The organism is Pseudomonas sp. MPB23, assembly GCF_046605395.1.
Classification (GTDB): Bacteria; Pseudomonadota; Gammaproteobacteria; order Pseudomonadales; family Pseudomonadaceae; genus Aquipseudomonas.
This window is the reverse complement of sequence record NZ_CP176771.1, coordinates 614,229-639,478: the sequence shown is the minus strand read 5'-3', so window position 1 is coordinate 639,478 and position 25,250 is coordinate 614,229. Positions and strand designations below refer to the sequence as shown.

The 25,250-nt window shown below is 61.5% G+C and carries 22 protein-coding genes and 1 pseudogene; 11 read left to right on the top strand and 12 right to left on the bottom strand.

Going from position 1 to position 25,250, the window contains the following annotated elements; translation table 11 throughout:
* Window positions 1-8 precede the first annotated feature (8 nt).
* Window positions 9-881, top strand: coding sequence for a sulfate ABC transporter permease subunit CysW (cysW, locus tag ACLH0J_RS02865; protein WP_411390807.1), 873 nt, complete (start codon window positions 9-11; stop codon window positions 879-881).
* A gap of 3 nt (window positions 882-884) precedes the next feature.
* On the top strand, window positions 885-1,865 hold the full coding sequence (locus ACLH0J_RS02860) for a sulfate/molybdate ABC transporter ATP-binding protein (protein WP_411390806.1): 981 nt from the start codon (window positions 885-887) through the stop codon (window positions 1,863-1,865).
* Between the two features lie 47 nt (window positions 1,866-1,912).
* On the opposite strand, the gene ACLH0J_RS02855 is transcribed toward ACLH0J_RS02860, so the two are convergent.
* Window positions 1,913-2,440 carry a DUF962 domain-containing protein gene (locus ACLH0J_RS02855; RefSeq protein WP_411390805.1) on the bottom strand — a complete coding sequence of 176 codons (528 nt, stop codon included), beginning with the start codon at window positions 2,438-2,440 and terminating at the stop codon, window positions 1,913-1,915.
* Window positions 2,441-2,523: 83 nt separating this feature from the next.
* Between ACLH0J_RS02855 and ACLH0J_RS02850 the strand changes: the two genes are divergently transcribed.
* Both ACLH0J_RS02850 and ACLH0J_RS02845 read left to right on the top strand, forming a co-directional pair.
* A complete protein-coding gene (locus ACLH0J_RS02850) occupies window positions 2,524-3,210 on the top strand; it encodes a Crp/Fnr family transcriptional regulator (RefSeq protein WP_411390804.1) in 687 nt (228 codons plus the stop codon).
* A 39-nt stretch (window positions 3,211-3,249) separates the two neighbouring features.
* Window positions 3,250-3,615, top strand: coding sequence for a response regulator (locus ACLH0J_RS02845; protein ID WP_411390803.1), 366 nt, complete (start codon window positions 3,250-3,252; stop codon window positions 3,613-3,615).
* Between the two features lie 37 nt (window positions 3,616-3,652).
* Here the strand turns inward: ACLH0J_RS02845 and ACLH0J_RS02840 are convergent, their stop codons facing one another.
* Complete coding sequence (locus tag ACLH0J_RS02840) at window positions 3,653-4,657, bottom strand: AraC family transcriptional regulator (RefSeq protein ID WP_411390802.1); 1,005 nt, start codon at window positions 4,655-4,657, stop codon at window positions 3,653-3,655.
* A 101-nt stretch (window positions 4,658-4,758) separates the two neighbouring features.
* Between ACLH0J_RS02840 and ACLH0J_RS02835 the strand changes: the two are divergent.
* Window positions 4,759-5,852, top strand: a pseudogene (locus ACLH0J_RS02835) (fatty acid desaturase).
* 104 nt (window positions 5,853-5,956) lie between these two features.
* Here the strand turns inward: ACLH0J_RS02835 and ACLH0J_RS02830 are convergent.
* The 6 genes from ACLH0J_RS02830 to ACLH0J_RS02805 are packed head-to-tail and all read right to left on the bottom strand — an operon-like array spanning window position 5,957 to window position 13,477.
* Window positions 5,957-8,161, bottom strand: a complete 2,205-nt coding sequence (locus ACLH0J_RS02830) for a lipase family protein (RefSeq protein ID WP_411388348.1) — start codon at window positions 8,159-8,161, stop codon at window positions 5,957-5,959.
* A 12-nt stretch (window positions 8,162-8,173) separates the two neighbouring features.
* Window positions 8,174-8,950: a hypothetical protein gene (locus ACLH0J_RS02825; protein ID WP_411388347.1), complete on the bottom strand. Its 777-nt coding sequence runs from the start codon at window positions 8,948-8,950 to the stop codon at window positions 8,174-8,176.
* A 49-nt stretch (window positions 8,951-8,999) separates the two neighbouring features.
* Entirely contained in the window at window positions 9,000-9,776 is a 777-nt protein-coding gene (locus tag ACLH0J_RS02820) for a hypothetical protein (RefSeq protein WP_411388346.1), read from the bottom strand.
* A gap of 49 nt (window positions 9,777-9,825) precedes the next feature.
* A complete protein-coding gene (locus tag ACLH0J_RS02815; RefSeq protein WP_411390801.1) occupies window positions 9,826-10,533 on the bottom strand; it encodes a hypothetical protein in 708 nt (235 codons plus the stop codon).
* 53 nt (window positions 10,534-10,586) lie between these two features.
* Entirely contained in the window at window positions 10,587-11,441 is an 855-nt protein-coding gene (locus ACLH0J_RS02810) for a DUF4123 domain-containing protein (RefSeq protein ID WP_411390800.1), read from the bottom strand.
* Complete coding sequence (locus tag ACLH0J_RS02805; protein ID WP_411390799.1) at window positions 11,438-13,477, bottom strand: type VI secretion system tip protein VgrG; 2,040 nt, start codon at window positions 13,475-13,477, stop codon at window positions 11,438-11,440. Before ACLH0J_RS02805 ends, ACLH0J_RS02810 begins: the two co-directional genes overlap by 4 nt.
* A 314-nt stretch (window positions 13,478-13,791) precedes the next feature.
* Between ACLH0J_RS02805 and ACLH0J_RS02800 the strand changes: the two genes are divergently transcribed.
* The 6 genes from ACLH0J_RS02800 to ACLH0J_RS02775 all read left to right on the top strand — a co-directional run bounded on the left by ACLH0J_RS02800 (window position 13,792) and on the right by ACLH0J_RS02775 (window position 21,867).
* Entirely contained in the window at window positions 13,792-14,373 is a 582-nt protein-coding gene (locus ACLH0J_RS02800; RefSeq protein ID WP_411390798.1) for an alpha/beta hydrolase, read from the top strand.
* A gap of 48 nt (window positions 14,374-14,421) precedes the next feature.
* Entirely contained in the window at window positions 14,422-15,363 is a 942-nt protein-coding gene (locus tag ACLH0J_RS02795; RefSeq protein ID WP_411390797.1) for a sigma 54-interacting transcriptional regulator, read from the top strand.
* A 126-nt stretch (window positions 15,364-15,489) separates the two neighbouring features.
* Window positions 15,490-16,272, top strand: coding sequence for a MetQ/NlpA family ABC transporter substrate-binding protein (locus tag ACLH0J_RS02790; protein ID WP_411390796.1), 783 nt, complete (start codon window positions 15,490-15,492; stop codon window positions 16,270-16,272).
* Window positions 16,273-16,652: 380 nt separating this feature from the next.
* Window positions 16,653-17,756, top strand: coding sequence for an efflux RND transporter periplasmic adaptor subunit (locus ACLH0J_RS02785; RefSeq protein WP_411390795.1), 1,104 nt, complete (start codon window positions 16,653-16,655; stop codon window positions 17,754-17,756).
* Window positions 17,753-18,823, top strand: a complete 1,071-nt coding sequence (locus ACLH0J_RS02780) for an efflux RND transporter periplasmic adaptor subunit (protein ID WP_411390794.1) — start codon at window positions 17,753-17,755, stop codon at window positions 18,821-18,823. Before ACLH0J_RS02785 ends, ACLH0J_RS02780 begins: the two co-directional genes overlap by 4 nt.
* Window positions 18,820-21,867: an efflux RND transporter permease subunit gene (locus ACLH0J_RS02775; RefSeq protein WP_411390793.1), complete on the top strand. Its 3,048-nt coding sequence runs from the start codon at window positions 18,820-18,822 to the stop codon at window positions 21,865-21,867. Before ACLH0J_RS02780 ends, ACLH0J_RS02775 begins: the two co-directional genes overlap by 4 nt.
* Here the strand turns inward: ACLH0J_RS02775 and ACLH0J_RS02770 are convergent.
* From ACLH0J_RS02770 to ACLH0J_RS02755, 4 genes are read right to left on the bottom strand one after another with little or no spacing between them, the layout of a single operon-like run.
* Entirely contained in the window at window positions 21,864-22,526 is a 663-nt protein-coding gene (locus tag ACLH0J_RS02770) for a class I SAM-dependent methyltransferase (protein ID WP_411390792.1), read from the bottom strand. The genes ACLH0J_RS02775 and ACLH0J_RS02770 overlap by 4 nt on opposite strands.
* 38 nt (window positions 22,527-22,564) lie before the next feature.
* Window positions 22,565-23,209 (bottom strand): methionine ABC transporter permease, encoded by a 645-nt coding sequence (locus ACLH0J_RS02765; RefSeq protein WP_016974994.1) that lies wholly within the window; start codon window positions 23,207-23,209, stop codon window positions 22,565-22,567.
* Window positions 23,199-24,314 (bottom strand): methionine ABC transporter ATP-binding protein, encoded by a 1,116-nt coding sequence (locus tag ACLH0J_RS02760; protein WP_411390791.1) that lies wholly within the window; start codon window positions 24,312-24,314, stop codon window positions 23,199-23,201. The genes ACLH0J_RS02765 and ACLH0J_RS02760 overlap by 11 nt, the downstream gene beginning before the upstream one ends.
* 2 nt (window positions 24,315-24,316) lie before the next feature.
* Window positions 24,317-25,126, bottom strand: coding sequence for a MetQ/NlpA family ABC transporter substrate-binding protein (locus ACLH0J_RS02755; protein WP_411390790.1), 810 nt, complete (start codon window positions 25,124-25,126; stop codon window positions 24,317-24,319).
* Between the last annotated feature and the right edge of the window lie 124 nt (window positions 25,127-25,250).

Genomic DNA, 25,250 nt, shown 5'->3' with positions numbered 1-25,250 from the left:
CGCGGAACATGTCCCAATCGTCTATTTCCGCCGCGTCCTCGGCCAACGCTGCCCGTCGTGGCAGCGCGGTGTCGCGACGTATCCTGATCGGCCTCGGCTGGCTGGTGTTCTTCCTGTTTCTGCTGCTGCCGCTGTTTATCGTGGTGTCCCAGGGCCTGAAGAACGGCCTTGGCGCGTTCTTCACCGCGATCCTTGAGCCGGACGCGCTGTCGGCGCTGAAACTCACGGTGATCGCCGTGCTGATTTCGGTGCCGCTCAATGTGGTGTTCGGCGTCAGCGCCGCCTGGTGCGTGAGCAAGTATTCGTTCCGTGGCAAAAGCATCCTGGTGACGCTGATCGACCTGCCGTTCTCGGTGTCGCCGGTGATCGCCGGCCTGGTCTACGTGCTGATGTTCGGCGCCCAGGGCTTGTTTGGTCCGTGGTTGCAGGAGCATGACATCCAGATCGTGTTCGCCTTGCCCGGCATCGTGCTGGCGACCATCTTCGTCACCGTGCCTTTCGTGGCCCGTGAACTGATCCCGCTGATGCAGGAACAGGGCACCCAGGAAGAAGAGGCCGCGCGCCTGCTGGGCGCCAATGGCTGGCAGATGTTCTGGCATGTGACCGTGCCGAACATCAAGTGGGGCCTGATCTACGGCGTGGTGCTGTGTACCGCGCGGGCCATGGGCGAGTTCGGCGCGGTGTCGGTGGTGTCCGGCCACATTCGCGGCGTGACCAACACCCTGCCGCTGCACGTCGAGATTCTCTACAACGAATACAACCACGTTGCCGCGTTTGCGGTGGCGAGCCTGTTGCTGATCCTGGCGCTCTTCATCCTGCTGCTCAAGCAGTGGAGCGAGAACCGTATCAACCGCCTGCGCGCAGCAAGCGGTGAGGAATAATCCATGTCCATCGAAGTCCGTAATGTCAGCAAGAACTTCAACGCCTTCAAGGCCCTGAACAGCATCAATCTGGACATCCAGAGTGGCGAGTTGGTGGCGTTGCTTGGGCCTTCCGGCTGCGGCAAGACCACCTTGCTGCGCATCATCGCCGGTCTCGAAACCCCGGACACCGGCAGCATCGTGTTCCACGGCGAAGACGTGTCCGGCCACGATGTGCGTGATCGCAACGTCGGGTTTGTGTTCCAGCACTACGCGCTGTTCCGCCACATGACCGTGTTCGACAACGTCGCCTTCGGCCTGCACATGAAGCCGAAAAACCAGCGCCCGAACGAAAGCCAGATCGCGGCCAAAGTCCATGAACTGTTGAACATGGTGCAACTGGACTGGCTGTCCGACCGCTATCCGGAACAACTCTCCGGCGGCCAGCGCCAACGCATCGCCCTGGCCCGCGCCCTGGCGGTGGAGCCCAAAGTGCTGCTGCTGGACGAACCCTTCGGCGCCCTCGACGCCAAGGTGCGCAAAGAGCTGCGCCGCTGGCTGGCGCGCCTGCACGAAGACATCAACCTGACTTCGGTGTTCGTGACCCACGACCAGGAAGAGGCCATGGAAGTCGCCGACCGTATCGTGGTGATGAACAAGGGCGTGATCGAGCAGATCGGCTCACCGGGCGATGTCTACGAAAACCCGGCCAGCGATTTCGTCTATCACTTCCTCGGCGACTCCAACCGCCTGCACCTGGGTGAAGACCAGCACGTGCTGTTCCGCCCCCACGAAGTGTCGCTGTCGCGGCATGAACTGGAAGATCACCATGCGGCCGAAGTGCGCGATATCCGCCCGCTGGGCGCCACCACGCGGGTGACGTTGAAAGTCGAAGGCCAGAGCGAACTGATCGAAGCCGAAGTGGTGAAAGACCACGACAGCCTGATCGGCCTGGCGCGGGGCGAGACCTTGTTCTTCAAACCCAAAGTCTGGCAAAAAGCCTGAACACACTGCAATAACAAATGTGGGAGGGGGCAAGCCCTCTCTCACATTCAGACTTCTCTCGGCTTCAGATCACGGCGAGCGACTGGCCCCGAGCGCTCTTCAATCTGCTGCTTGAGGTCCTGCCGCAACCCCAGCAAAAACGCCAACTCCGCCACCACGAACAACGGCCCCACGATCAAACCCGACACATCATCCACAAACGCCGGCTTCTTGCCTTCGTAGTAATGCCCGACAAACTGGATCACCCAACCCACCACAAACAGGCCGATGCCGCTGCTCAGCCAGACCGGCGTGCTTTGCGCCGCCAGTACATGCCCGGCCCACACCGACAAGCCCATCAGCACGCTCATCAGCACGCCCAGCGCGAGTTCCAGGCGCAGGTAGAACCACGCCGCAAGCAGCGCGACGATCAGCGCCGGCGAGAGCCAGAGCCCGGCCAGCGGCCACTCCGGGCGTGAGAGCAGCACGGCCACGGCGACCACGATCAACGGGATGCCTATGAAGTGGCTGGCGATGTTGCGCGGGTCGCGGTGGTAGGCGGCGTATTGACTGAGGTGGTCGACGAGGCTTTTCATTGTTGTTCCTCCTGTAGGATGTTTGATCATGCCCTGTCAGCCCGTGCCTAACTGTCAACTGGGCGACAATCTTTGGAGTGCTCATGAACGCAGCGCAATGGCACGCCCGGCTGGCCACGGGGCATTGGTTCCGCCACCTGCCCGCACCGTTTCAGCATAGCCTGCTGGCCCAGGCCCGATTGCGCTCGCTCGCGGCGGGGCAATACCTGTTCAAGCGCGGCGATCCGCCTTGTGGCTTGTACGCGGTGCTCGACGGCACGCTGCGGGTCAGCGCGGTGAATGAACAGGGCAAGGAGGCCGTGCTGAGTTTGGTGGAGCCGCCTTACTGGTTCGGCGAAATCTGCCTGTTCGACGGCCTGCCCCGCACCCATGACGCCTGCGCGGTCGGGCCATGCACGCTGCTGCAGGTGTCACAGCAGGCGCTGCTCAACCTCCTTGCTGAAACCCCGCAGTACTGGCGCGACTTGGCATTGTTGATGAGCCATAAGCTGCGCCTGAGTTTTATCGGCCTCGAACAGCTCAGCCTGATGCCGGCTTCGGCGCGCCTTGCCCACCGTTTGCTGATGATGGTTGAGGGCTATGGCGATACCGAACATTCCAAGCGCGTGTTGCAACTGCCCCAGGAAGACCTGGCGGCGATGTTGAGCCTGTCGCGCCAGACCACCAACGTGTTGCTCAAGGACCTGCAGGCCCAGGGCATCGTGCGCCTGGGCTATGGCGAGATCGAAATCCTCGATGCACAGCAGTTGCGGCAGGCGGCGCATACCTGAAGGGGCGTAGACTGCACGCTTGATCAATCGAGGTGTGTTATGCGCGTGCTGTTAGTGGAACATGAATCCGAAGAGGCACTGCGGATGGCTCAGGGCTTGAGCGAGGCCGGCTACAGTGTGGAAGTCGCCGCCAATGGCATGGCGGCGCAGCGGTTTGTCGAAAGCGCCGAGTACGACTTGGTGATCCTCGATGTGATGCTGCCCGGCCTGCATGCCTGGACGTTGCAGCAGGCGATCCGGCAGCAGGGCGACACGCCGGTGTTGTTCCTGACCACGCCGGGTGGGATTGAAGATCGCCTGCGCGGGTTGGAATTGCATGAGGATGACTATTTGCTCAAGCCGTTCGAGGCCAAGACCTTGGTGGCGCGAGCCAGGAAATTATTGCGCCGCGACCGTGGGCGCTGATTGATCCCGGGTGTGCTCGGCGTCGGCAAAACACCCCCTACCGCAACCCCTCCCGAAATTGCCCCGGCGTCATTCCGGTCCAGCGCTTGAACGCGCGGTTGAAGCTGCTGGTGTCGGCGAACCCGAGCAGATGACTGACCTCGGCCAATGAGCACTGCGGGTCGCGCAGGTGCTGCAATGCCAGGTTCTGTCGACAGTCGTTGAGCAACGCATCGAAGCGACAGCCTTCATCGGCCAGGTGCCGCTGCAAGCTGCGCACGCTCAAGTGCAACGCCTGGGCCATCCGTTCGACACTCGGTTCGCCGTCGGGCAATTGCGCCTCGATGGCCGCACGGACCTTGCGCTCCCAGGTCAGCGGTTGCAGTTGGGCGAGGGTGCGCTTGAGTACGGTCTCGTTGTGTTCGGCCAGCTCCGGGTTGGCGTCGTCCAGGTGGCTGTCGAAGTCGCGTGCGGCGAATTCCAGGCGATCTTCCCCGGCCCCGAAAAACAGCGGCGCGCGAAACACCGTGTGCCAAGGCGTCGGGTCCGCGGGTTCGGGGCGCCGCAGGTAGACGGCCAACGGCGCGTAATCGCGGCCCAGGCGATTGCGGCAGGTGCGCACGTAGATCGCCGCGAAGGCATCGATGGCCTCCAGCGCTGGCGCCGGGCTGCCCGGCGGTTGCAGCAGGCGAAAGCGGTAACGTTCGCCCTCGCGGCTCAGCTCCAGCGTCAGGGCATCGCTGACCACCGGGTGATAACGCACGATGCGCTCGAACACCTCGCGCAGACTGCCGCTGGCCACCAGCGCATAACCCAACGCATGGAAGGTCGTGGGGCTGACAAACCGCGACACCCGCAAGCCGATGGCCGGATCGCCGCTGACCTGCACCGCCAATGCCCAAAGGCGGGACGTGGCCGACAGCGGGTAGCGCGCATTCGGATCGTCCATCAACTGCGGGTCGAGCCCGGCCTGCACGCACAGCGCCGCGCTGTCGAGGCCCAGGGCGTCGAGCTGCTTGCGCAGGGCGCGGGTCCAACTGGCGAGTGAAGTGGGTTCGGTCATGGCGATTGGCGCTTGCGGTCAACAGGTTGGCGTGTGGGGCTAGCGTCCTGCGCGCCGGCTTGGGGCAGGATGCAGGCATCGATAAACAAGAGGATGGAAGCATGGACGGTACTTCTGCAAGTCCCCAACAGATGAACACGCAACAGCGCGCGGCGCATATCCGCGAGGTGGTGCTGGCCGAGGGCGTGCGGCTGCGCCGGCAGCATCCCTGGCTGCAGCATCAGGACGCCCTGGGCGCGGGCATCCTCGCCGTTGCGCTGGTGGGCATGATCGGCTCGGCGGCGCTCTACATCAGCGGGTATATGGCCTGGTGGGTGTGCCTGCTGCTCAATGCCTTCCTCGCCTCACTGACCCACGAGCTGGAACACGACCTGATCCACAGCATGTACTTTCGCAAGCAGCGTCTGCCCCACAACCTGATGATGGGCCTGGTGTGGCTGGCGCGGCCGAGCACCATCAACCCGTGGATTCGCCGGCATCTGCACCTCAACCATCACAAGGTCTCCGGCACCGAAGCCGACATGGAGGAGCGCGCGATCACCAACGGTGAACCCTGGGGGTTGGCGCGCTTGCTGATGGTCGGCGATAACGTCATGTCGGCGTTTATCCGCGTGCTGCGGGCCAGGACCTGGAAGCACAAACTCAGCATCCTCAAACGTTCGCTGCTGGTCTACGCACCGCTGGCGCTGCTGCACTGGGGCGCGTGGTACCTGTTCCTGGGCTTCCACGCCGCCAATAGTCTCGCCAGCCTGATGGGCACGCCGATCGCCTGGTCCGCCGGCACCTTGCAGATGATGCAGGTGATCGACATCGCCGCCGTGGTCATCATCGGCCCCAACGTGCTGCGCACCTTTTGCCTGCACTTCGTCAGCTCCAACATGCACTACTACGGCGATGTCGAACCGGGCAACGTGATCCAGCAGACCCAGGTGCTCAACCCGTGGTGGCTATGGCCGTTGCAGGCGTTTTGCTTCAACTTCGGCAGCACCCACGGCATCCACCACTTTGTGGTGAAGGAGCCGTTTTACATCCGCCAGATGACGGCCGGGGTGGCGCACAGGGTGATGGCGCAGATGGGCGTGAGGTTCAATGATTTGGAACGTTTGCGCGGGCCAATCGGCTTGGCTTTCCACCGCCCGCAGGCTTTCGATCAGCGCCTTCGCCGCAGGTGGCAAGCGCACCCCCGCGCGGCTGATCACCCGCAGCGGTTGTGCGGACTGTCCAGCGACTGGCGCACGAGGGTCGCCAGCGCGGCAGAAGAACACCGTGCGACTTTTTGCCTGGAATTTACCCCGGCCACTAGATCAGCGAATCAAGGTCCCGCACATAAGGCTTGATGCGGGTACCCGCAAGCATTTCCTCGACGCGGTTCGGCTCGGGAATCATTGCAATCTGCACCTGCTGGGTGTTCTCGCGCTGGTCTTTCCAGCGCGCCAACGCGACGTCAAAAGTGGGCGACTGCGCCGCGCTGCCGTACACATTGGCCAGGGTCAGTTTGGTTGCGTTCAGCAGACTGAGGCGTTGCAGCGAGGCGACAAGCTTGCCCGACTCGCGGGACAAGTCCGCCTCCGCCTGCTGGTAGTCGGGGTCGTTGAGATCCCGCTGGCTGTTGTGCATGTGCCAGGATTTATCCTGAACCTTGGCGCGCATGGCCTTCAATGCCTTTTCCAACAGGGCGTATTCACGGTCAGTGACCAGCGTCCCGCGGGTTTCCTGGGTTTGCTGCCAGCGTCGCAGGGTCACCCAGGACAACGGGATATAGGCGCCCGGGATGCTGTGGTCGCCCAGGCTCATGAGTTGGGTGATCCAACCCTCGCGGTAGGGCAGGTCGCCATCCTGGGCCAGCGCGCGGGTGCAGGCGGCTTGCTCGATGGAGTCGCAGCCCGGCTGCCACAGAATCGATGACATTTCCTTCGGGTTGAACGGCACGAGCATGAAGTGATGCAGCTTGCCGTGGTGTTGATAAGGCGCGCCGCCGACGCGCACCAGGCCGGCGACGAAGATCAAGGCGCCCAGCACCGGGTTGGTAATGAACAGGGACTTGAACCCCGGGATCCAGATGTTTCGTCGTGCGTTCATCCACGGCGCGGGGACGCTGGGGATCATGTCGTTGTTGTTCACCGTGCGGTGGTGCGCCAGCGGTTCGGCAGCGGCGACGAAGGTGGCATCGCCGGCGCGGGGGGAGCCGTAGGTGTAGAGGAGGATGTCGTATTTCTGAGCTTTATCGCATCGCAATGCTTCCGCCAGCAGCAATGCAATTGCGCCACCGAGGCTGTGGCCGCTGATGATGATTTTTTGCCCGATATAAAATCGAAAAAGATAGTCTTGGACAAATTTTTTCAATGCCTTGTAAGCCTCGTAAAAACCACGATGAACTTTGCCTTGTCCCTCTTCAAAAGGCACTTGTTCCGCATCCAGGTCACGCCACCAATCGGCCAACTCCAGGGTGCCACGGATGGCGATCAGAATGACCTCATCGTGATGGGTGATGAACGCCTGTGTGCTCTTCGCGCTCAGCCAATGGGTGCTGGTGTCATCGAAAAAGTGCAGCTTGGCGGGATGTTCCTGTTCTTCGCCCGGTTTGTTTTGCTCATACAGGGTGGGATCGAACGGCAAGATCTCGAAGCGTTTCGAGTAAGACACTTCTTCGTAGAGGGGGTAATAGCGGTGAACTGGCGATTGGGAATTGTCCACTTTCCAGCTTTCCCGGTAGTTCGAAAGGGCTTCACCAAAGAAGTGACCGACGCTGGGGTCCAACGGAAAACTCACCCGGTCCACCGGGTCTTTGGCGGGGTGCTGGCCGAAATCGCAATAACTCAAGTTCGCCATGATCGCCAGTTGGTACAGGTTCAAGGCACAGAACTTATTGTCGGTCGAGAACATGGGCCGGAACGCCCGCAGTGGGCGCACCTGGAGCACAGTGTGCCGGTTCGATAACAGCCCGACACCGAACGTCACGACGGGTTCGGGACTGAACCTCAGCTCATTGAGCGCTCTTATCAGGATGTCCTCGGGCGGGTATTTACGGTCAACAATCGGTGGCGGTAGATGTGCGCTGTGTTTGACCAGGTCTCGCACTTCGACCTGGATGAACTTATCTCCCGGTTTTAGCGCGGGGTTGTGCTCGCGAGGGAGCCCGTCTGTGTGAAAGAAGCGGGTTTGTTCGGCGCGAACTTGGAGTTCGGTGATGGGGAGCTTGTACGAAGGACGCTCCATGAGTGTTTTATATGGATTTTCTTCTCCTACATATTCCGCATTTAGCATTAATACGACAGGTCCTTGATAGCAGTCTTCAATTTTTGCAAATCCATCGGCATCCAACCTCCCCGAATATTGTTGCTCTGCGCTGTCCTGAAGGGTATACGCAAGGCCCCCATAAGGTTTGCCATCACCGAACTCATCCACCAACTGGAAACTAATAAAGTGTCCCCTTAATGGGCAGGCCAGCATCTTTCCGTTAAAGAACGGCCTATCCTCATCTTTCATAGGTTCATACAGACTCATGATTAATGTCCTTTATTCAGTGCAGTTGGGATAGACGGTGCAGTCACGGCCGTCAGGCATTTTGAAAGGTACGAAATCCGTAGTTTTGCCATGGCAAAAACCATAAAAATCGTTGGGTCCTTTACCCATGCAACGCTTCCAACCCGCTGGGAACTTAACCCAACTATCACCAAATGCCGGCCGTTCCTCTTTCGCCTCCACCAGCACCAGCTTTACGGTCCTGCCCGCTAACCCTTCGCGCAGCATCGATCCACCCGCCAGGCGTTTCTGGACGACGCCATTCGCGTCGAGTGCCCGGCACTGGAGGATTTTGACGATATACCGATGCGGTCCCATCGTGCGAAACAACCACTGGCACTGGCCCTGAAAGACCAGTGGTCCCGACGCGGGAAAAGGGCGAGTTGTTTCAGTGGGTTCATCGCGGATGGATAGCGCGCCACTTTCCAAACTCATGTCCAGTTCCCGCTTGCCCCATTGCCCTTCGATATTCAGCACAACGCTTTTCAATACCCTGGAGCACCCCTTCACCCTTGCTGTGAGTGGCAACTTGAGTTCAATCAGTTGTGTGCCCTTGGGTTGTTCGCTTTTGACCACTTTATGCCCCGGACACGACTCGCCCGAGGCGGCGTCATAATAAGTAGTGGCACTTATCGTGAAGTTTTCCGGCAACTCGGCCTGGAAGTTAAAACTTTCGGTTGGCAGCAGTGAGCAGCCTGAAACGGCCCAGGCCATTACGCTTATATATAAGAGCTGTAGGCAGTGGCGATTAAAGTGTTGCATGTGTTTCATATTGATTTTTCTCCTGGTGCGCGCTTATACGAGCTATTGTTTTATGTCCCTATTCAGTGCAGTTGGGATAGACGGTGCAGTCACGGCCGTCAGGCATTTTGAAAGGTACGAAATCCGTAGTTTTGCCATGGCAAAACCCATAAAAATCGTTGGGTCCTTTACCCATGCAACGCTTCCAACCCGCTGGGAACTTAACCCAACTATCACCAAATGCCGGCCGTTCCTCTTTCGCCTCCACCAGCACCAGCTTTACGGTCCTGCCCGCTAACCCATCGCGCAGCATCGATCCACCCGCCAGGCGTTTCTGGACGACGCCATTCGCGTCGAGTGCCCGACACTGGAGGATTTTCCTGATAACCCGGTTCGGTCCCGAGGTGCGAAACAACCACTGGCACTGGCCCTGAAAGACCAGTGGTCCCGACGCGGGAAAAGGGCGAGTTGTTTCAGTGGGTTCATCGCGGATTGATAAAACGCCCTTTTGCAAACTCATATCCAGATCACGTTTTCCCCATTGCCCTTTGATATTCAGCACAACGCTTTTCAACACCCTGGAACACCCCTTCACCCTTTCCGTGAGTGGCAACTTGAGTTCAATCAGTTGTGTGCCCTTGGGTTGTTCGCTTTTGACCACTTTATGCCCCGGACACGACTCGCCCGAGGCGGCGTCATAATAGGTAGTGGCACTTATCGTGAAGTTTTCCGGTAACTCGGCCTGAAAGTTAAAACTTTCGGTTGGCAGCAGTGAGCAGCCTGAAACGGTCCAGGCCATTACGCTTATATATAAGAGCTGCAGGCAGTGGCGATTAAAGTGTTGCATGTGTTTCATATTGATTTTTCTCCTGGTGCGCGCTTATACGAGCTATTGTTTTATGTCCCTATTCAGTGCAGTTGGGATAGACGGTGCAGTCACGTCCGTCAGGCATTTTGAAATCAGTGAAAGTTGGCGGATTTTGGCAGCGGAACGTTTCCTTGGTTTCGATACAGGGCTTCCAGCCTTTAGGTGTTTCCAGCCATGACCGCCCAAAATACGGCTCTTCCTCTTTCGCCTCCGTCAGTACCAACTTCACGGTCCTGCCCGCTAACCCTTCGCGCAGCATCGATCCACCCACCAGGCGTTTCTGGACGACGCCATTCGCGTCGAGTGCCCGACACTGGAGGATTTTCCTGATAACCCGGTTCGGTCCCGAGGTGCGAAACAACCACTGGCACTGGCCCTGAAAGACCAGTGGTCCCGACGCGGGAAAAGGGCGAGTTGTTTCAGTGGGTTCATCGCGGATTGATAAAACGCCCTTTTGCAAACTCATATCCAGATCACGTTTTCCCCATTGCCCTTTGATATTCAGCACAACGCTTTTCAACACCCTGGAACACCCCTTCACCCTTTCCGTGAGTGGCAACTTGAGTTCAATCAGTTGTGTGCCCTTGGGTTGTTCGCTTTTGACCACTTTATGCCCCGGACACGACTCGCCCGAGGCGGCGTCATAATAGGTAGTGGCACTTATCGTGAAGTTTTCCGGCAACTCGGCCTGGAAGTTAAAACTCTCGGTTGGCAGCAGTGAGCAGCCTGAAACGGCCCAGGCCATTACGCTTATATAGACGGCCCGCCGATAGGGATGAGTAAGGTGTCGTATATGCCTCATAGCGATCCTTCTCCAGACCAGAACTTCATTTCATTGAACAGGCGTTCGTAATGAGCCTGTGGCGTTTCCCCTTCATGGGGCGCCCAGTTGTTGATGAGCGGCGGCTCGGTTTCAGTGAGTTTGCTGGTGATCAAAAAGTGCACCTGCTCAGGGGCCGTCCATCCCCATTGCTGAGCGTGTGAAAGTTGTTCTGTGAGCCAAGTGCCTGGGTCTTGGCGCTGACTGAGTCGTATCAGGTCTTCACCGTGTTTTGCCCACAGATACCGGTAGACAGTGGAATGAAGTATTTCCATCGCCCGATCAGCTGGCAACGGCACGCTCAGCCATGCCGGGTCGGCAGGCAGCGGGTATTCACCGGGCGCAGGATTGTGGGTGACGTTCCACTGGGCGCCGTGCCAATAACACACACTGATCGCCGGCCCCAGGTACTCAGGACGGGCTTCTTCAGGGATATGCGCCAAGGCACGGCCGAGTACGCGATTGTCGTGGAAACGGTACAGCGCCCGGTGGGGGCGCGTGCCGATAATCAGGCGCTCGCGCCAGTGCCGGGCCAGCGCCGGCAGGTCGCCGTTGCCAATGCTCGCCAGCCAGCCCCAACTGCGCTCAGGCTCGTCGAGAAGGGGTTTGAGGCGTGCATCGCCAGGATTGTCGATCAGGAAGATGAAGGGCCCAGCATTGGCTAATTCGCTGATCGGGGTCTGGCTGTAGACGCAGCAGTACTGCTCAGGGTCAGGGGTGTTCAACAAGGCTTGGCGGGCGACGAGTTCGCCTTCCGAGTCCAGGATCAGGCACAGGGTGTGGCCGAGTCTTAGCTGGTCGTTCATCCATTGGCGGGGGCAGGTCGTTGTCATGGCGTCATTCCTTCAGGCAGGCAAAGGCCGTTTTTGCAGGCCTCGCACACTGGGCAAAAATCCGCGGCCTTGGCTTTGATCGTCGCCATCAGCGCGTGTTGGGTCGGCGCCATCACCGGCAGTTCAGGCAGGGTCGCCAGGCTCGCGGGTACGCCCGGCAACAAGGGGTTGGCGGGCGTACCTCTTACGGGCGCACCGCCGAGTCGAATGTCGGTGCTGCTGAAAATGCCGCCGGGTCCGATCACGATGTGCTGACCCCCGACTTTCAGGGTGATGCTCGCGCCTGCGTCCAGGATCAGATTGGCCCCGGCCTTGAGGTGCACGTCCTGGCCCGCCTCGATCACCAGGGTCTGGCCGACGCGGGTGTGGCTGCTGCTGGCCACCTGCAAATGGTCATTGGCCTTGAGCTGGACTTTGCGGTCGGCGGCGACGGTGCGCTGGTCTTCGGCTTCCAGCAGCACAATGCTGTTGCCCTTGATGGTTTCCCGGCGCTCGTTACCGACTTCCAGCCGGCTGTCGTTTTTGACCTGCTGCTCCATGTCGCGCTGGGCCCGCAGGTAGATCAGCTCCTGGCCGCTGCGGTCTTCGATCGACAGCTCGTTGTAGCCGCCACTGGCGGGCGAGCTGTGGCTGCGCAACACCGTTTTGGTTTTGTTCGCTGGCAAGGGATAGGGCGCCGGCGTGAGTATGTTCGGCACGCAGCCGGTGATCAGCGGTTGGTCGGGATCGCCTTCCAGGTAGGTCACCACCACTTCCATGCCGACACGCGGGATGGTCACCGCACCGAAACGGTCCCCCGCCCAGCTGGAGGACACCCTCAGCCAGCAACTGCTCTTGTCGCTGTCCAGTTCGGTGCGGTCCCAATGGAACTCGACTTTGACCCGCCCATACTCGTCGCAGAAGATCTCTTCCCCCTCGGGGCCGGTCACGCGGGCGGTCTGGCTGACCAGCACGGTTTTTCGCGTGATCAGCGGTGGGCGGTAGAACACGTCCCAGGGAAGCGCACTGAAGGTATTGCGGTAACCCTGGTCGGGCTCCGCGTCATGGGTGAGCGACTCCTCCAGCGCCTGAGGTTGTTTGCCCGAGTGCGTGACACTGAGCAGCAACCACAGAGCGTTGTAGCGCTGGCGCGGGTGTTCGGTCAGTTTGAAGAGGTGCCCGCTGCGCAGGAACGGCTGGTCGCTTTCACCCTCTGCCAACTGGCAGTCGTGACGGTGCCGCTCCAGCGCCTGGAGGGCCTTGCGTTTGGCGAGCTCTTGGTTTTCGTACACCACCGGGTATCGGTAGTCTTCGAGCTTGGGGCTGGACTCGGCGCTAGCGTGGCTTTCCAGCAACCGGTTCGGACGGTTCAGCTCGTAGCCCCGGCGCGTGGTGGCGCTGGTACGGGTGTTGAAACGCAGGGAGAACTGGCGGACCACCGGATGATCGACTGTCAGGCCTGTGTCGTGTTGGTAAGGCGTGTCCCCCAGGATGGGGAAATAGGCCTGATCCTCGGTGAAGACCAGCCGGTGGCCATCCTGGCTGTGTTGGTGGTGCCAGGAAATCCCTTCTTCACTGCACAAGCGCTGGATGAACTCGAAGTCGCTTTCACCGTATTGGGTGCAGTATTCGCGCTCCGGGGTGGTGCGCAGATGAAAGCTATACGCATCGGCCAGGATGCCGTGTCCTTCGAGGACCTGGGCCACGATCTGCGGCACCGTCAGTTGCTGGAAAATCCGCTGGTTGTGGCTGAACTGCAGATAGTGCAGGACGGGCACCAATTTCAGTTGGTAACGGGTCAGGCGTTTGCCCACTTCACCCACGCGCGCATCTTCGATATGGCCGTGAATACCTTTGCCCTTCGGGCCGAACTGCAGGAACGCCGGCTGGTTGAGCAGGCGCTTGAGATCGACATCAGGGTATTCGCTGACGAGCTCGACCTCGATGGCGTACAAGCAACTGATGGCTTCGGTGCCATGAAACGCCAACACCTTGAAGTCGTTGCGAACGGAAGGAATCTGCAGCGTGAAGTGCTCAGCGTGGGCAGGCGCGAACATAGGCTCATCCTTAAGACGAAAGAGTAAACTAAACGCGCGGCCCAGGCAGTGTTTGGCTTAAGCGCGCTTAAACATGCGGGCACGCTAGCAAATGGGAAAAATGGATTGATGCAGGAAAGGCCTCGGAAATGCGTATGAAACTTCCGCAATCCACGGTGTTACCTGGGTGGGCGTTTGTGGGAGGGTTTCGCGGGCAGGTCAGTGCCTGCAGAGTATGCATTTTGGTTATTAATAAATAGCTTCTTATTCCTTAACGAATATATATGGCGTCCCTATACTGTCCAGCAACGCTAAACGCTGCAGGAGGGCACCCCATGCACAGCGAGTCGATTCGTTACCTGATCGTGCCGGGCTGGCAAGGATCGCCAGAAGATCATTGGCAAAGTCATTGGCAGAACAGCCTGCCCAACAGCGCGCGTGTAGAGCAGGCCGATTGGCTGACCCCACGCCGCGCAGACTGGGTGGCCGCGTTGGCCGAGGCCATCGCCGCCGACAGCACACCGGTGATCCTGATCGCCCATAGCCTGGGCTGCATCACCGTGGCCCATTGGGCGGCCACCGCACCGCTGCAGTTTCTGCGACAGGTGCGCGGCGCCCTGCTGGTGGCGCCGGCCGATGTCGAACGTCCGGCGTGCTCGCCGGCCCTGCGCAACTTCGCGCCGATTCCCACCGACCTGTTGCCGTTTCCCAGCCAGGTGGTCAGCTCCGACAACGACAGTGCCGTCAGCGCCCCTCGGGCCATGGAGCTGGCACGCAACTGGGGCGCCGAAGCCGGGATCCTGTCCGGCGCCGGCCATATCAATGTGAAGTCCGGTCACCAGCGCTGGGAGCAGGGCTTCGCTTACCTCTATCGCCTGCAAAGCCGTCTCGAGCATCACGCCCGGCGCACGGCCTGATTTTTTTCAACGCCCCGTCCCTGAGTGGATTGGGGGCGGGAGCCTGCCATGAGTCTGCATGAAACCTTCGGTCAGCCGCTGCTGACCTTCCCCGACGCCGAAAAAAGCCCGCTGAGCATCCGCGCCAAGGCCCTGGTGTTCGTCGACCCGCGTTCGCGGCAACTGCGCGAAGAACTCGAACACCTCGCGCCGCGCAGCTTGCCCGTGTTGATTCGCGGCGAGACCGGCAGCGGTAAAGAACTGCTGGCGCGGCATATCCACCGGGGCAGCGATCGCAGCGGTTTGTTTGTCTCGGTCAATTGCGGTGCGATCAGCCCGACCTACGCCGACGCCGAGCTGTTCGGCTACGCGGCCGGCGCCCACAGTGGCGCGGCCAGCAGCCGTGCCGGGTGGTTTGGCTCCGCCAATGGTGGCACCTTGTACCTGGATGAGATCGGCGACTTGCCGCTGCCGATCCAGGTCAAATTGCTGGCGGCCCTGGAAAACCATGAAGTCACCCGCGTCGGCGCCCATCAGCCCAGCCCGGTGGACGTGCGCCTGGTGGCCGCCACCAGCATCGACCTGGCCCAGGCGGTGGCGGCGGGCAAGTTTCACGAGCGCCTGCTCCATTACCTGAGCGAAGGCCAGTTGGATTTGCCGGCGTTGCGCGAGCGGGTCGGCGATATCTTGTCCCTGGCCGAATACTTCCTGGGCATCTACAGCCAACGCCTGGACCTGCCGGTGCCGCTGATCAGCGACGCGGCCCAGCGGGTGTTGGAGCACCACAGTTGGCCGGGCAATACCCGCGAGCTGGAAAACGTCATTCACTTTGCGTTGCTGGTGAGCAGCGGCGACGAGATTCTGCCCGAGCATCTGAACCTGCCCGTGGCGGGTTCGCCGTTGGAGCAGGTGCAGCGTATTTTCGCCGCGGCCAGCCCTGACGAGCAGGAAACCTTGCGCAGCTTTCTACATCAACAGCCGCTACATGAACAAAATGGAATATCAACGTGAATAAAAGATATTGTTCGGGAATAAAAAATCTAGGTATTGTCGCTTCCACGCTGCGACAGCACATCGCTGGCACTCCATAGAGCAACGGTCGTCACAGACGTCCCGCCATTCCGATAAGGACACTGCATGAAAAAGGTTCTGTTGTTTACCGCACTGGCGGCTGCCCTGACTGCAAGCTTCGCCCAGGCCGCCGAGAAACTGGTGGTGGCCGCCACCCCGATCCCGCACGCCGAGATCCTCGAACTGATCAAGCCGACCCTGGCCAAAGAAGGCGTGGACCTGCAAATCAAAGTCTTCACCGACTACGTTCAACCCAACACCCAGGTGGCCGAGAAGCGCCTCGACGCCAACTACTTCCAGACCCTGCCGTACCTGGAAAACTTCAACAAGGGCAAGGGCACCCACCTGGTCACTGTGATCGGTGTCCACGTTGAACCCATCGGCGGTTACTCGAAGAAAATCCAGAAAATCGAAGACCTGAAAGATGGCGCCATCGTCGCTATCCCGAACGAAGGCTCCAACAGCGGCCGCGCCCTGTTGTTGCTGCAAAAGAACGGTCTGATTACCCTCAAAGACCCGACCAACGCCTTGTCCACGCCCAAAGACATCAAGGACAACCCCAAGCACCTGAAATTCAAGGAGCTGGAATCGGCCTTGCTGCCACGTGTGCTCGATCAGGTCGACCTGGATGTGATCAACACCAACTACGCCCTGGAAGCGGGCCTCAACCCCGCGAAAGATGCGCTGATCATCGAAGACGCCAAGTCGCCGTACGTGAACTTCCTGGTGGCCCGTCCGGACAACAAGGACAGCGACGCGATCCAGAAGCTGGCCAAGGCCCTGACCAGCCCGGAAGTCAAAGCCTTCATCGAGAAGAAGTACAACGGCGCAGTCGTGCCAGCGTTCTGATGTAACTCAAAACCCCTTCAAGGTTTCAGCGCCGACGGCTCATACAGCGTCGGCGCTTTTTATTGTCCCCCACCCTCCTACTGTTAACGGGCATTGATCGCCCGGCGCAGCGCCGCGAGCCACTTCACCAGCTCCTGCGGGTCAATCGGTTTGGCTTTGCTCATCGTTCATTCCCTCGACACACAGACCCACCAACCATAGACGCCTTGCGGCTGACCCGCGAATTCGGGGGTTATCTTTTTGGGTTGTCGTCTTGAAAAATGGACTTCCCCCCCCCGCTTTGCCTGATCGCTCCTTCTCTGCATGCAGATAAGGAACCCTGATCTACGCTCACAGTCGCATACCTCATTGGCACATCGCGTCACGCAAGAGGAGCCTGTATGGGCGCTCGTATTTCCACCTGTCTGTTCGCGCTGGGCCTGCTGGCGCTGTTGAGCGGCTGTGGCCAGGATAAAACCGAGCCCAAGCAGCATTCCCGGGTGTTTGTGCAGACCGTGCAGCCGGCCGACTTCGCGGCGGCGGTCACGCTGACCGGCGATATCCAGGCGCGGGTGCAGACTGATTTGTCCTTTCGCGTCGGCGGCAAGATCATCCAGCGCATGGTCGATGTGGGCGACCGCGTCAACGCCAGGCAAGTGCTGGCCAGACTCGATCCCAAGGATTTGCAGACCAACGTCGATTCGGCTCAGGCCCAGGTGGTGGCCGAGCAGGCGCGGGTCAAGCAGACCGCCGCGGCTTTCGTGCGCCAGGAAAAACTCTTGCCCAAGGGCTACACCAGCCGCAGTGAATACGACACTGCCCAGGCCGCGTTGCGCAGCAGCCAAAGCGCCCTGGCCGCCGCCCAGGCCCAGTTGGCCAATGCTCGCGAGCAATTGGGCTACACCGCCCTGATCGCCGAAGCGCCCGGGGTGATTACCGCGCGCCAGGCGGAGGTCGGCCAGGTGGTACAGGCCACCGTGCCGATCTTCAGCCTGGCCCGCGATGGTGAACGCGACGCGGTGTTCGATGTGTATGAATCGTTGCTGGTGGAGCCGGCCAACGATGACGTGATGACGGTCAAGTTGCTGGATAAACCTCAGGTGCAGGCCCACGGCAAAATCCGCGAGACCACCCCGGCGGTGAACGCCGCCAGCGGTACGTTGCAGGTGAAGATCGCCTTGAACACCTTGCCCGCCGGCATGGACCTGGGCGCGGTGGTCAGCACCACCCTGCATGCTCCGGCCAAGGCCAGTTTCGAGCTGCCGTGGTCGGCGCTGACCAAAGACCTCAGCGACCCTGCCGTCTGGCTGGTGGACGGCGACGGCAAGGTGCAACTGCACAAGGTCGGTGTGGCACGTTACCTCACCGGCAAGGTGATCGTCAGCGACGGTCTCCGGGGCGGCGAAACCGTGGTGGTGGCCGGCGGGCAATTGCTGCACCCCGGCATGCAGGTCGAGATCGCCCAGCCGCCGGACGCTGCCCAGGCCCGAGGCCTGCAACCATGAAGCGCCTGACGGTTGTCCTCGGCGCCGGCCTGTTGCTCGCCGCCTGCTCCGAACAGGATCCGCCGCCCGAGCCGGTGCGCCCGGTGCTGTCCATGGAGGTCAAATCCGAAGACCAGCAAACCCTCGGCCGTTTCGCCGGGACCATCCAGGCCCGCTATGAAAGCAACCTAGGCTTTCGCGTGCCCGGCCGCATCGCCCATCGCGCCGTGGACGTCGGCGCCGAGGTGGAGAAGGGCGCCGTGCTCGCCGTCCTCGACCCCACCGACCAACAGAACCAACTGCGCGCCGCCCAGGGCGATCTGGCCCGGGTGCAAGCGCAGTTCATCAACGCCCAGGCCAACGCCCGTCGCCAGCAGGAGTTGTTCAACCGTGGCGTCGGCGCCCAGGCCCAACTCGACGTGGCCCGGACCGACCTGACAACCACCCAGGCCTCCCTCGACCAGGCCCAGGCGGCGGTCAACCAGGCCAAGGACCAGCTCCACTACGCCGAACTGCACACCGACCATGGCGGCATCGTCACCGCCTGGAACGCCGAGGCCGGCCAGGTGGTCAGTGCCGGCCAGCAGGTGGTGACCCTGGCGCGCCCGGACGTCAAGGAAGCGGTGATCGACCTGCCCGCCGGCCTGGCCGAGCGCCTGCCAGCCGATGGGGTGTTCCTGGTCGCCGGCCAACTCGACCCCAGCGTCAACACCACCGCCACCGTGCGTGAGATCGAACCCCAGGCCCAAAGCGCCACGCGCACCCGTCGCGCGCGCCTGACCCTGGCGGACACGCCGGCGGCCTTTCGCCTGGGCACGGCCATCAGCGTCACCCTGAGCTCGGCGATCACACCGCGCATCGAACTGCCCTTGAGTGCCCTGCAGCACATCGACGGCAAAACCCGCATCTGGCTGCTCGACACCCAGAGCCGGACCGTGCAGCCGCGCGAGGTGACGGTATTGAGCCGCGACGCTGACAGCGCCTTGCTCAACGGCGGCGTGCAGCCGGGCGAGCGTGTGGTCATCGCCGGGGTGAACAGCCTCAAACCTGGGCAAACAGTCAAACTCGACGAGGACAGCCCGCGATGAAGGGGAGCTTCAACTTATCCGACTGGGCCCTCAAGCATCAGTCCTTCGTCTGGTACCTGATGTTCGTCGCGCTGCTGATGGGCGTGTTCTCTTACCTGAACCTGGGCCGCGAGGAAGACCCTTCGTTCACGATCAAAACCATGGTGATCCAGACCCGCTGGCCGGGCGCGACCCAGGAAGAAACCCTCAAGCAAGTCACCGACCGCATCGAGAAAAAACTCGAAGAAATCGACTCCCTCGACTACGTGAAAAGCTACACCCGGCCGGGCGAATCCACGGTCTTCGTGTTCCTCAAGGACACCACCAGCGCCAAGGCGATCCCCGAGATCTGGTACCAGGTGCGCAAGAAGCTCGACGACATTCGCGGTAGCTTCCCCCAGGGCTTGCAGGGGCCGTCGTTCAACGATGAGTTCGGTGACGTGTTCGGCTCGGTGTACGCCTTTACCGGCGACGGCCTGTCGATGCGCCAACTGCGCGACTACGTCGAACAGGTGCGCGCCGAGATCCGTGCGGTGCCGGGCCTGGGCAAGGTCGAGATGATCGGCCAGCAGGACGAAGTGATTTACCTGAATTTCTCCACACGCAAACTCGCGGCCCTGGGGATTGACCAGCGCCAGGTGGTGCAGAGCCTGCAATCGCAGAACGCGGTGACACCGGCCGGGGTGATCGAGGCCGGGCCGGAGCGGATTTCCGTGCGCACCTCGGGGCAGTTCGCTTCGGAGAAAGACCTGGCCAACGTCAACCTGCGGCTCAACGACCGCTTCTATCGCCTGGCGGACATCGCCGACATCAGCCGTGGCTACGTTGACCCGGCGACGCCAATGTTCCGTTTCAACGGCAAGCCGGCGATTGGTTTGGCCATTGCGATGCAGAAGGGCGGCAATATCCAGTCGTTCGGCGAGGCCCTGCACACGCGCATGGACGAACTCACCGCCGACCTGCCGGTGGGCGTCGGCGTGCACAAGGTGTCGGACCAGGCCGAAGTGGTGCAGGAGGCGGTTGGCGGCTTCACCAGCGCGCTGTTTGAAGCGGTGATCATCGTGCTGGTGGTGAGTTTCATCAGCCTTGGTCTGCGCGCCGGGCTGGTGGTGGCGTGCTCGATTCCGCTGGTGCTGGCGCTGGTGTTCGTGTTCATGGAATACAGCGGCATCACCATGCAGCGTGTGTCCCTGGGCGCGCTGATCATCGCTCTCGGCCTGCTGGTGGATGACGCGATGATCACCGTGGAAATGATGATCACGCGCCTGGAAAAAGGCGAAACCAAGCAACAGGCGGCGACCTACGCCTACACCTCCACCGCGTTCCCGATGCTCACCGGCACCCTGGTGACCGTGGCCGGTTTTGTGCCGATCGGCCTCAATGCCAGTTCGGCGGGGGAATACACCTTCACCCTGTTCGCGGTGATCGCCGTGGCGATGCTGGTGTCGTGGGTGGTGGCGGTGCTGTTCGCGCCGGTGATCGGCGTGCATATCCTCAGTGCCAACGTGAAACCCCACAGCGCCGAACCGGGGCGCGTCGGTCGCGCGTTCAATGGCGGCATGCTGTGGGCCATGCGCAACCGCTGGTGGGCGATCGGCATCACCGTGGCGCTGTTCGCCGCGTCGGTGTTTTCCATGCAGTTCGTGCAGAACCAGTTCTTCCCGTCGTCGGACCGCCCGGAAATCCTCGTCGACCTCAACCTGCCGCAAAACGCCTCGATCAACGAAACCCGCAAGGCCGTCGACCGCCTCGAAGCGATCATCAAGGACGATCCGGACATCGCGCGCTGGAGCACCTACATCGGCCAGGGCGCGATCCGTTTCTACCTGCCCCTCGACCAGCAACTGGAAAACCCCTATTACGCGCAGTTGGTGATCGTCAGCAAGGACCTGGACGCGCGCGGCGAGTTGATCGCGCGTCTGCAAAAACGTCTGCGCGATGATTTCGTCGGTGTCGGCAGCTTTGTGCAGCCGCTGGAAATGGGCCCGCCGGTGGGGCGGCCGATCCAGTACCGCGTGTCCGGCAAAGACACCGACCAGGTACGCAAACACGCGATTGAACTGGCGACCTTGCTGGATAAAAACAGCCACGTGGGCGAGATCATTTACGACTGGAACGAGCCGGGCAAAGTGCTGCGCATCGACATCGCCCAGGACAAGGCGCGGCAATTGGGCTTGTCCTCCGAAGACGTGGCGCAGTTGATGAACAGCGTGGTCAGCGGCGCCTCGGTGACCCAGGTGCATGACGACATCTACCTGATCAACGTGGTCGGCCGCGCCGAAGATGCCGAACGCGGCACCCCGGAAACCTTGCAGAACCTGCAGATCGTCACGCCCGGCGGCACCTCGATTCCGCTGCTGGCCTTCGCCACCGTGGGCTATGAGTTGGAGCAGCCGCTGGTGTGGCGCCGCGACCGCAAGCCGACCATCACCCTCAAGGCGGCGGTGCGCGACGCGATGCAACCGACCGACCTGGTCAAGCAGCTCAAGCCCGAGATCGACAAGTTCAGCGCCGGCCTGCCGGTGGGCTACACGGTCGAAACCGGCGGCACCGTGGAAGAAAGCGGCAAGGCCCAAGGCCCGATTGCCAGCGTGGTGCCGTTGATGCTGTTCTTGATGGCGACCTTCCTGATGATCCAACTGCACAGCGTGCAGAAGATGTTCCTGGTGGCCAGCGTCGCGCCGCTGGGGCTGATCGGCGTGGTACTGGCGTTGATCCCCACGGGCACGCCCATGGGTTTCGTGGCGATCCTCGGCATCCTCGCGCTGATCGGCATCATCATCCGCAACTCGGTGATCCTGGTGACGCAGATCGACGAATACGAAGGCGCCGGCTACTCGCCATGGGACGCGGTGGTGCAGGCCACCGAACACCGGCGTCGGCCGATCCTGCTGACGGCGGCGGCGGCGAGCCTGGGCATGATCCCGATTGCCCGCGAAGTGTTCTGGGGGCCGATGGCCTACGCGATGATCGGCGGGATCATCATCGCCACGCTGCTGACGCTGCTGTTTTTGCCGGCGCTGTACGTGGCCTGGTACAAGATCCGCGAGCCGAAGCAGGATTAAAAATGTGGGGGGAGCAAGCCCCCTCCCACATTTGGTGTGTTGCGCCAGACGCTGGCCAGCCAGGGCTGCTGTTCGCGCGGCAAGCCGGCGGGGCGGTAGTAATGCTCCAGCTCTACAAACCCGGCGGCGGTCAGCAGGGCTTGCCAGGCCGTGAGGTCGTGATAGGAACCATACCGCGGCCCATTCCAGCCTTCCCGGTTGTCACCGCGTGGGTTGGAACTGAACAACACACCCCCCGGTTTCAGCGCGCCATGCAACTGCCTGAGCACGCGCGGCAGTTCCTGCTTGGGGATATGAAACAGCACCGCATTGGCAAAGATCCCGTCGAAGCGTTCGGCGGGTAAATCCAGCTTGAGAAAATCCTGCTGCAACACCTCGCAGCCGCTGTCTTCGCGGGCCATCTGCGCAAAGCGCTCGGAGCCGTCGAGCCCCACGGCGATATGCCCCATGCGGGTAAAGGTCTGCAAATCCCGTCCCGGCCCGCAGCCGAAATCCAGCAGGGTAAACGGCGGCGTGCCGTGGAGATGCCGCAGCAGCGCGTCGATGTTCTGGCTCACATCGTGGTCGCGGGTGCCTTCGCGAAAGTCCTCGGCCACGCTGTTGTAGTGGCCGAGGGTGGTGGCGGTGATCTGGTCGAGGTCGTCGGACTTGAGGGGCATGGTGATGAATACCGGCGCTGAGATCGCCCGACTATACCTCACCTCTTGTTCAGCACTCGTGCCAGGCGGTCACCGCCGAGTTGAATCACCGCCACCAGAATCACCAACAACACAATCACCGTCAGCATTATCTGCGTATCGAAACGCTGATAGCCGTACCGGTACGCAATGTCGCCCAAGCCACCGGCACCAATCGCCCCGGCCATGGCTGAGGAGTTGATCATGGTCACCAGGGTGATGGTGAAGCCGCCGACAATCCCCGGCAGCGCTTCCGGCAGCAGCACGTGCCAGATGATGTGCCAGCGTCGGCAGCCCATGGCCTGCGCGGCTTCGATCAGGCCGTGGTCGACTTCACGCAGGCTCACCTCGGCGATGCGCGCGAAGAACGGTGTGGCGGCGATGGTCAGCGGTACCACCGCCGCCCACACGCCGTAGGTGGTGCCGACGATCAGCCGGGTAAACGGGATCAGCGCCACCATCAGGATCAGAAACGGAATCGAGCGGAACAGATTGACGAACGCCCCCAGCACGCGGTTCAGCGCCGGTGCCTGGTAGATGCCGCCCTTGTCGCTGGTCACCAAAAACACGGCCAGCGGAATGCCCACCAGCAGCGCGATCAGCGACGACACACCGACCATCAACAAGGTGTCGATGGCGCCCTGTACTAAACGATCAAACCACATAGCCCAGCACCTCCACCTGTTGTGCCCAGTTCCCGGCGCGGCCGCGCAGGGTGTCGGCGTTGTGCGTCGAGCCCTGCACCGCCAGCAGCAATTGCCCCAGGGCGTGGCCCTGGATGCGTTCCACCCCGCCGTGCAGCAAGCGCACGCGCCCGCCCAGGGCGGCGAACAGCGCGGCCAGGTCCGGCTCGTCGGTTGCGCTGCCGGTGAACCGCAGGCGCAGCACCACGGCGGCATCGGCCGATGGTGCCTCGGATTGCAGACGGTTTTGCACGTCTTCCGGCAGGCCATGTTGCAGCGGCGCCAGCAGGGTCTTGCTCACCTCATGTTGCGGGTTGCCGAACACTTCCCACACCGGGCCCTGCTCGACGATGCGCCCGTGTTCGAGCACCACCACGCGGTCGCAGATCTCGCGGATCACCGCCATCTCGTGGGTGATCAGCACGATGGTCAGGCCCAGGCGTTGGTTGATCTCGTGCAGCAGGCCGAGGATCGACTGGGTGGTCTCCGGGTCCAGCGCCGAGGTGGCCTCGTCGCACAGCAGAATCTCGGGGTCGTGCACCAGCGCGCGGGCGATGCCCACGCGTTGTTTCTGCCCACCGGAGAGTTGCGCCGGGTAGGCCTTGTGCTTGTCCTTGAGGCCGACCAGTTCCAGCAGTTCCCGCACCTTCTGTTCGCGCTGCAACTTGGGCACGCCGGCGACCTTGAGCGGCAACTCGACGTTCTGCCACACGGTCTTGGCCGACATCAGGTTGAAGTGCTGGAAGATCATGCCGACGCGTCGGCGCAGTGCCACCAGGTGGTCTTCGTCAAAATCGCCGATGTCCACCTGGTCGATCAGCACCCGCCCGCTGCTCGGTTGCTCCAGGCGGTTGATGGTGCGGATCAGCGAGGATTTGCCGGCGCCGCTGCGGCCGATAATGCCGAACACTTCGCCGCGCTGGATCGCCAGGTCGATGCCTTGCAAGGCATGCAGCGTGCCGTCGTAGGTCTTGCCCAGGTTGATGAAGCGCACATGGGCGCGGTTGAGGTCCGGGTGCAGTTCGGTCTGCGTGGCGTGCCTGGGCGTCGGGCCCGGGTCGCGCAGTTGGGCATTGGCGGCCGTCATGTTCAGCCTTCCCAGCCGACTTGGTAGAGCTTGCCGAGGGATTTATCCAGGGCCGCGCGCACCACCGGCGAGTGCTGGTAGATGTCGACGAACTTGATCACGCGCGGGTCGGTTTTGCTCTTGGGCTGGATCACGAACTGGATCACGTATTCCGGGTGGTCGAGGCCGTCGAACAGCAGCGCCGACTCGGCATCGAAGGTCTTGGACAGGCGGATATACGCCGGGTAGCCCTGCACCAGATCGGCGTCGTCATAGGCACGCACCAGTTGCACGGCTTCGACTTGCAGGATCTTGATCTTTTTCGGGTTGGCGACGATGTCTTCTTCGGTGGCCTTGTAGCCCACGCCCGGCTTGAGGGTGATCAAGCCGGCCTTGGCCAGCAGTTGCAGGCCGCGCCCGCTGTTGATCGGGTCGTTGGCAATCGCCACGCTGGCGCCTTGGGGCAGGTCGTTGATGCTTTTGAATTTTTTCGAGTACAGCCCGACGTTGTTGATGATGCCCGGCGCGTACGGCACCAGGTCAAACCCGGCGGCGGCCTTGGCGTTTTCCAGGAACGGGATGTGCTGGAAGTAGTTCACGTCGATATCGCCGGCAGCCAGGCTGACGTTGGGCGCGATCCAGTCGGTGAACTCCACCAGCTCGACCTTCAAGCCTTGCTTGCCAGCTTCGGCCACGGCGGCTTCCAGGGGGATCGCGAAGGCGGCGGTGGTGCCGATTTTCAGCGGTGCCTCGGCGGCGAACAGCGACGAACTGAACAAACCGAAGGCCAGGGCCAGTGCTTTGACTGGGTGGGAGAGCAGGGTCTTTTTCATAATCGAATTCCAGTCATAAGTTATTGGTGCAAACAATGGAGGTCCGATGTGGGAGGGGGCTTGCTCCCGATAGCGATTGTTCAGTTGGCTGATTCGGCGACTGATTCACCGCTATCGGGAGCAA

What these genes read in the sequence shown, in the direction of transcription:
- ACLH0J_RS02790 (WP_411390796.1), top strand. Translation starts at nt 15,490, where the DNA reads ATGAAAAAGGTTCTGTTGTTTACCGCACTGGCGGCTGCCCTGACTGCA.
- ACLH0J_RS02805 (WP_411390799.1), bottom strand. Translation starts at nt 13,477, where the DNA reads ATGTTCGCGCCTGCCCACGCTGAGCACTTCACGCTGCAGATTCCTTCC.
- ACLH0J_RS02840 (WP_411390802.1), bottom strand. Translation starts at nt 4,657, where the DNA reads ATGACCGAACCCACTTCACTCGCCAGTTGGACCCGCGCCCTGCGCAAG.
- ACLH0J_RS02755 (WP_411390790.1), bottom strand. Translation starts at nt 25,126, where the DNA reads ATGAAAAAGACCCTGCTCTCCCACCCAGTCAAAGCACTGGCCCTGGCC.
- ACLH0J_RS02795 (WP_411390797.1), top strand. Translation starts at nt 14,422, where the DNA reads ATGAGTCTGCATGAAACCTTCGGTCAGCCGCTGCTGACCTTCCCCGAC.
- ACLH0J_RS02860 (WP_411390806.1), top strand. Translation starts at nt 885, where the DNA reads ATGTCCATCGAAGTCCGTAATGTCAGCAAGAACTTCAACGCCTTCAAG.
- ACLH0J_RS02775 (WP_411390793.1), top strand. Translation starts at nt 18,820, where the DNA reads ATGAAGGGGAGCTTCAACTTATCCGACTGGGCCCTCAAGCATCAGTCC.
- ACLH0J_RS02760 (WP_411390791.1), bottom strand. Translation starts at nt 24,314, where the DNA reads ATGACGGCCGCCAATGCCCAACTGCGCGACCCGGGCCCGACGCCCAGG.
- ACLH0J_RS02845 (WP_411390803.1), top strand. Translation starts at nt 3,250, where the DNA reads ATGCGCGTGCTGTTAGTGGAACATGAATCCGAAGAGGCACTGCGGATG.
- ACLH0J_RS02855 (WP_411390805.1), bottom strand. Translation starts at nt 2,440, where the DNA reads ATGAAAAGCCTCGTCGACCACCTCAGTCAATACGCCGCCTACCACCGC.
- ACLH0J_RS02810 (WP_411390800.1), bottom strand. Translation starts at nt 11,441, where the DNA reads ATGACAACGACCTGCCCCCGCCAATGGATGAACGACCAGCTAAGACTC.
- ACLH0J_RS02765 (WP_016974994.1), bottom strand. Translation starts at nt 23,209, where the DNA reads ATGTGGTTTGATCGTTTAGTACAGGGCGCCATCGACACCTTGTTGATG.
- ACLH0J_RS02825 (WP_411388347.1), bottom strand. Translation starts at nt 8,950, where the DNA reads ATGAAACACATGCAACACTTTAATCGCCACTGCCTACAGCTCTTATAT.
- ACLH0J_RS02820 (WP_411388346.1), bottom strand. Translation starts at nt 9,776, where the DNA reads ATGAAACACATGCAACACTTTAATCGCCACTGCCTGCAGCTCTTATAT.
- ACLH0J_RS02800 (WP_411390798.1), top strand. Translation starts at nt 13,792, where the DNA reads ATGCACAGCGAGTCGATTCGTTACCTGATCGTGCCGGGCTGGCAAGGA.
- ACLH0J_RS02850 (WP_411390804.1), top strand. Translation starts at nt 2,524, where the DNA reads ATGAACGCAGCGCAATGGCACGCCCGGCTGGCCACGGGGCATTGGTTC.
- ACLH0J_RS02785 (WP_411390795.1), top strand. Translation starts at nt 16,653, where the DNA reads ATGGGCGCTCGTATTTCCACCTGTCTGTTCGCGCTGGGCCTGCTGGCG.
- ACLH0J_RS02815 (WP_411390801.1), bottom strand. Translation starts at nt 10,533, where the DNA reads ATGGCCTGGGCCGTTTCAGGCTGCTCACTGCTGCCAACCGAGAGTTTT.
- cysW (WP_411390807.1), top strand. Translation starts at nt 9, where the DNA reads ATGTCCCAATCGTCTATTTCCGCCGCGTCCTCGGCCAACGCTGCCCGT.
- ACLH0J_RS02770 (WP_411390792.1), bottom strand. Translation starts at nt 22,526, where the DNA reads ATGCCCCTCAAGTCCGACGACCTCGACCAGATCACCGCCACCACCCTC.
- ACLH0J_RS02830 (WP_411388348.1), bottom strand. Translation starts at nt 8,161, where the DNA reads ATGAGTCTGTATGAACCTATGAAAGATGAGGATAGGCCGTTCTTTAAC.
- ACLH0J_RS02780 (WP_411390794.1), top strand. Translation starts at nt 17,753, where the DNA reads ATGAAGCGCCTGACGGTTGTCCTCGGCGCCGGCCTGTTGCTCGCCGCC.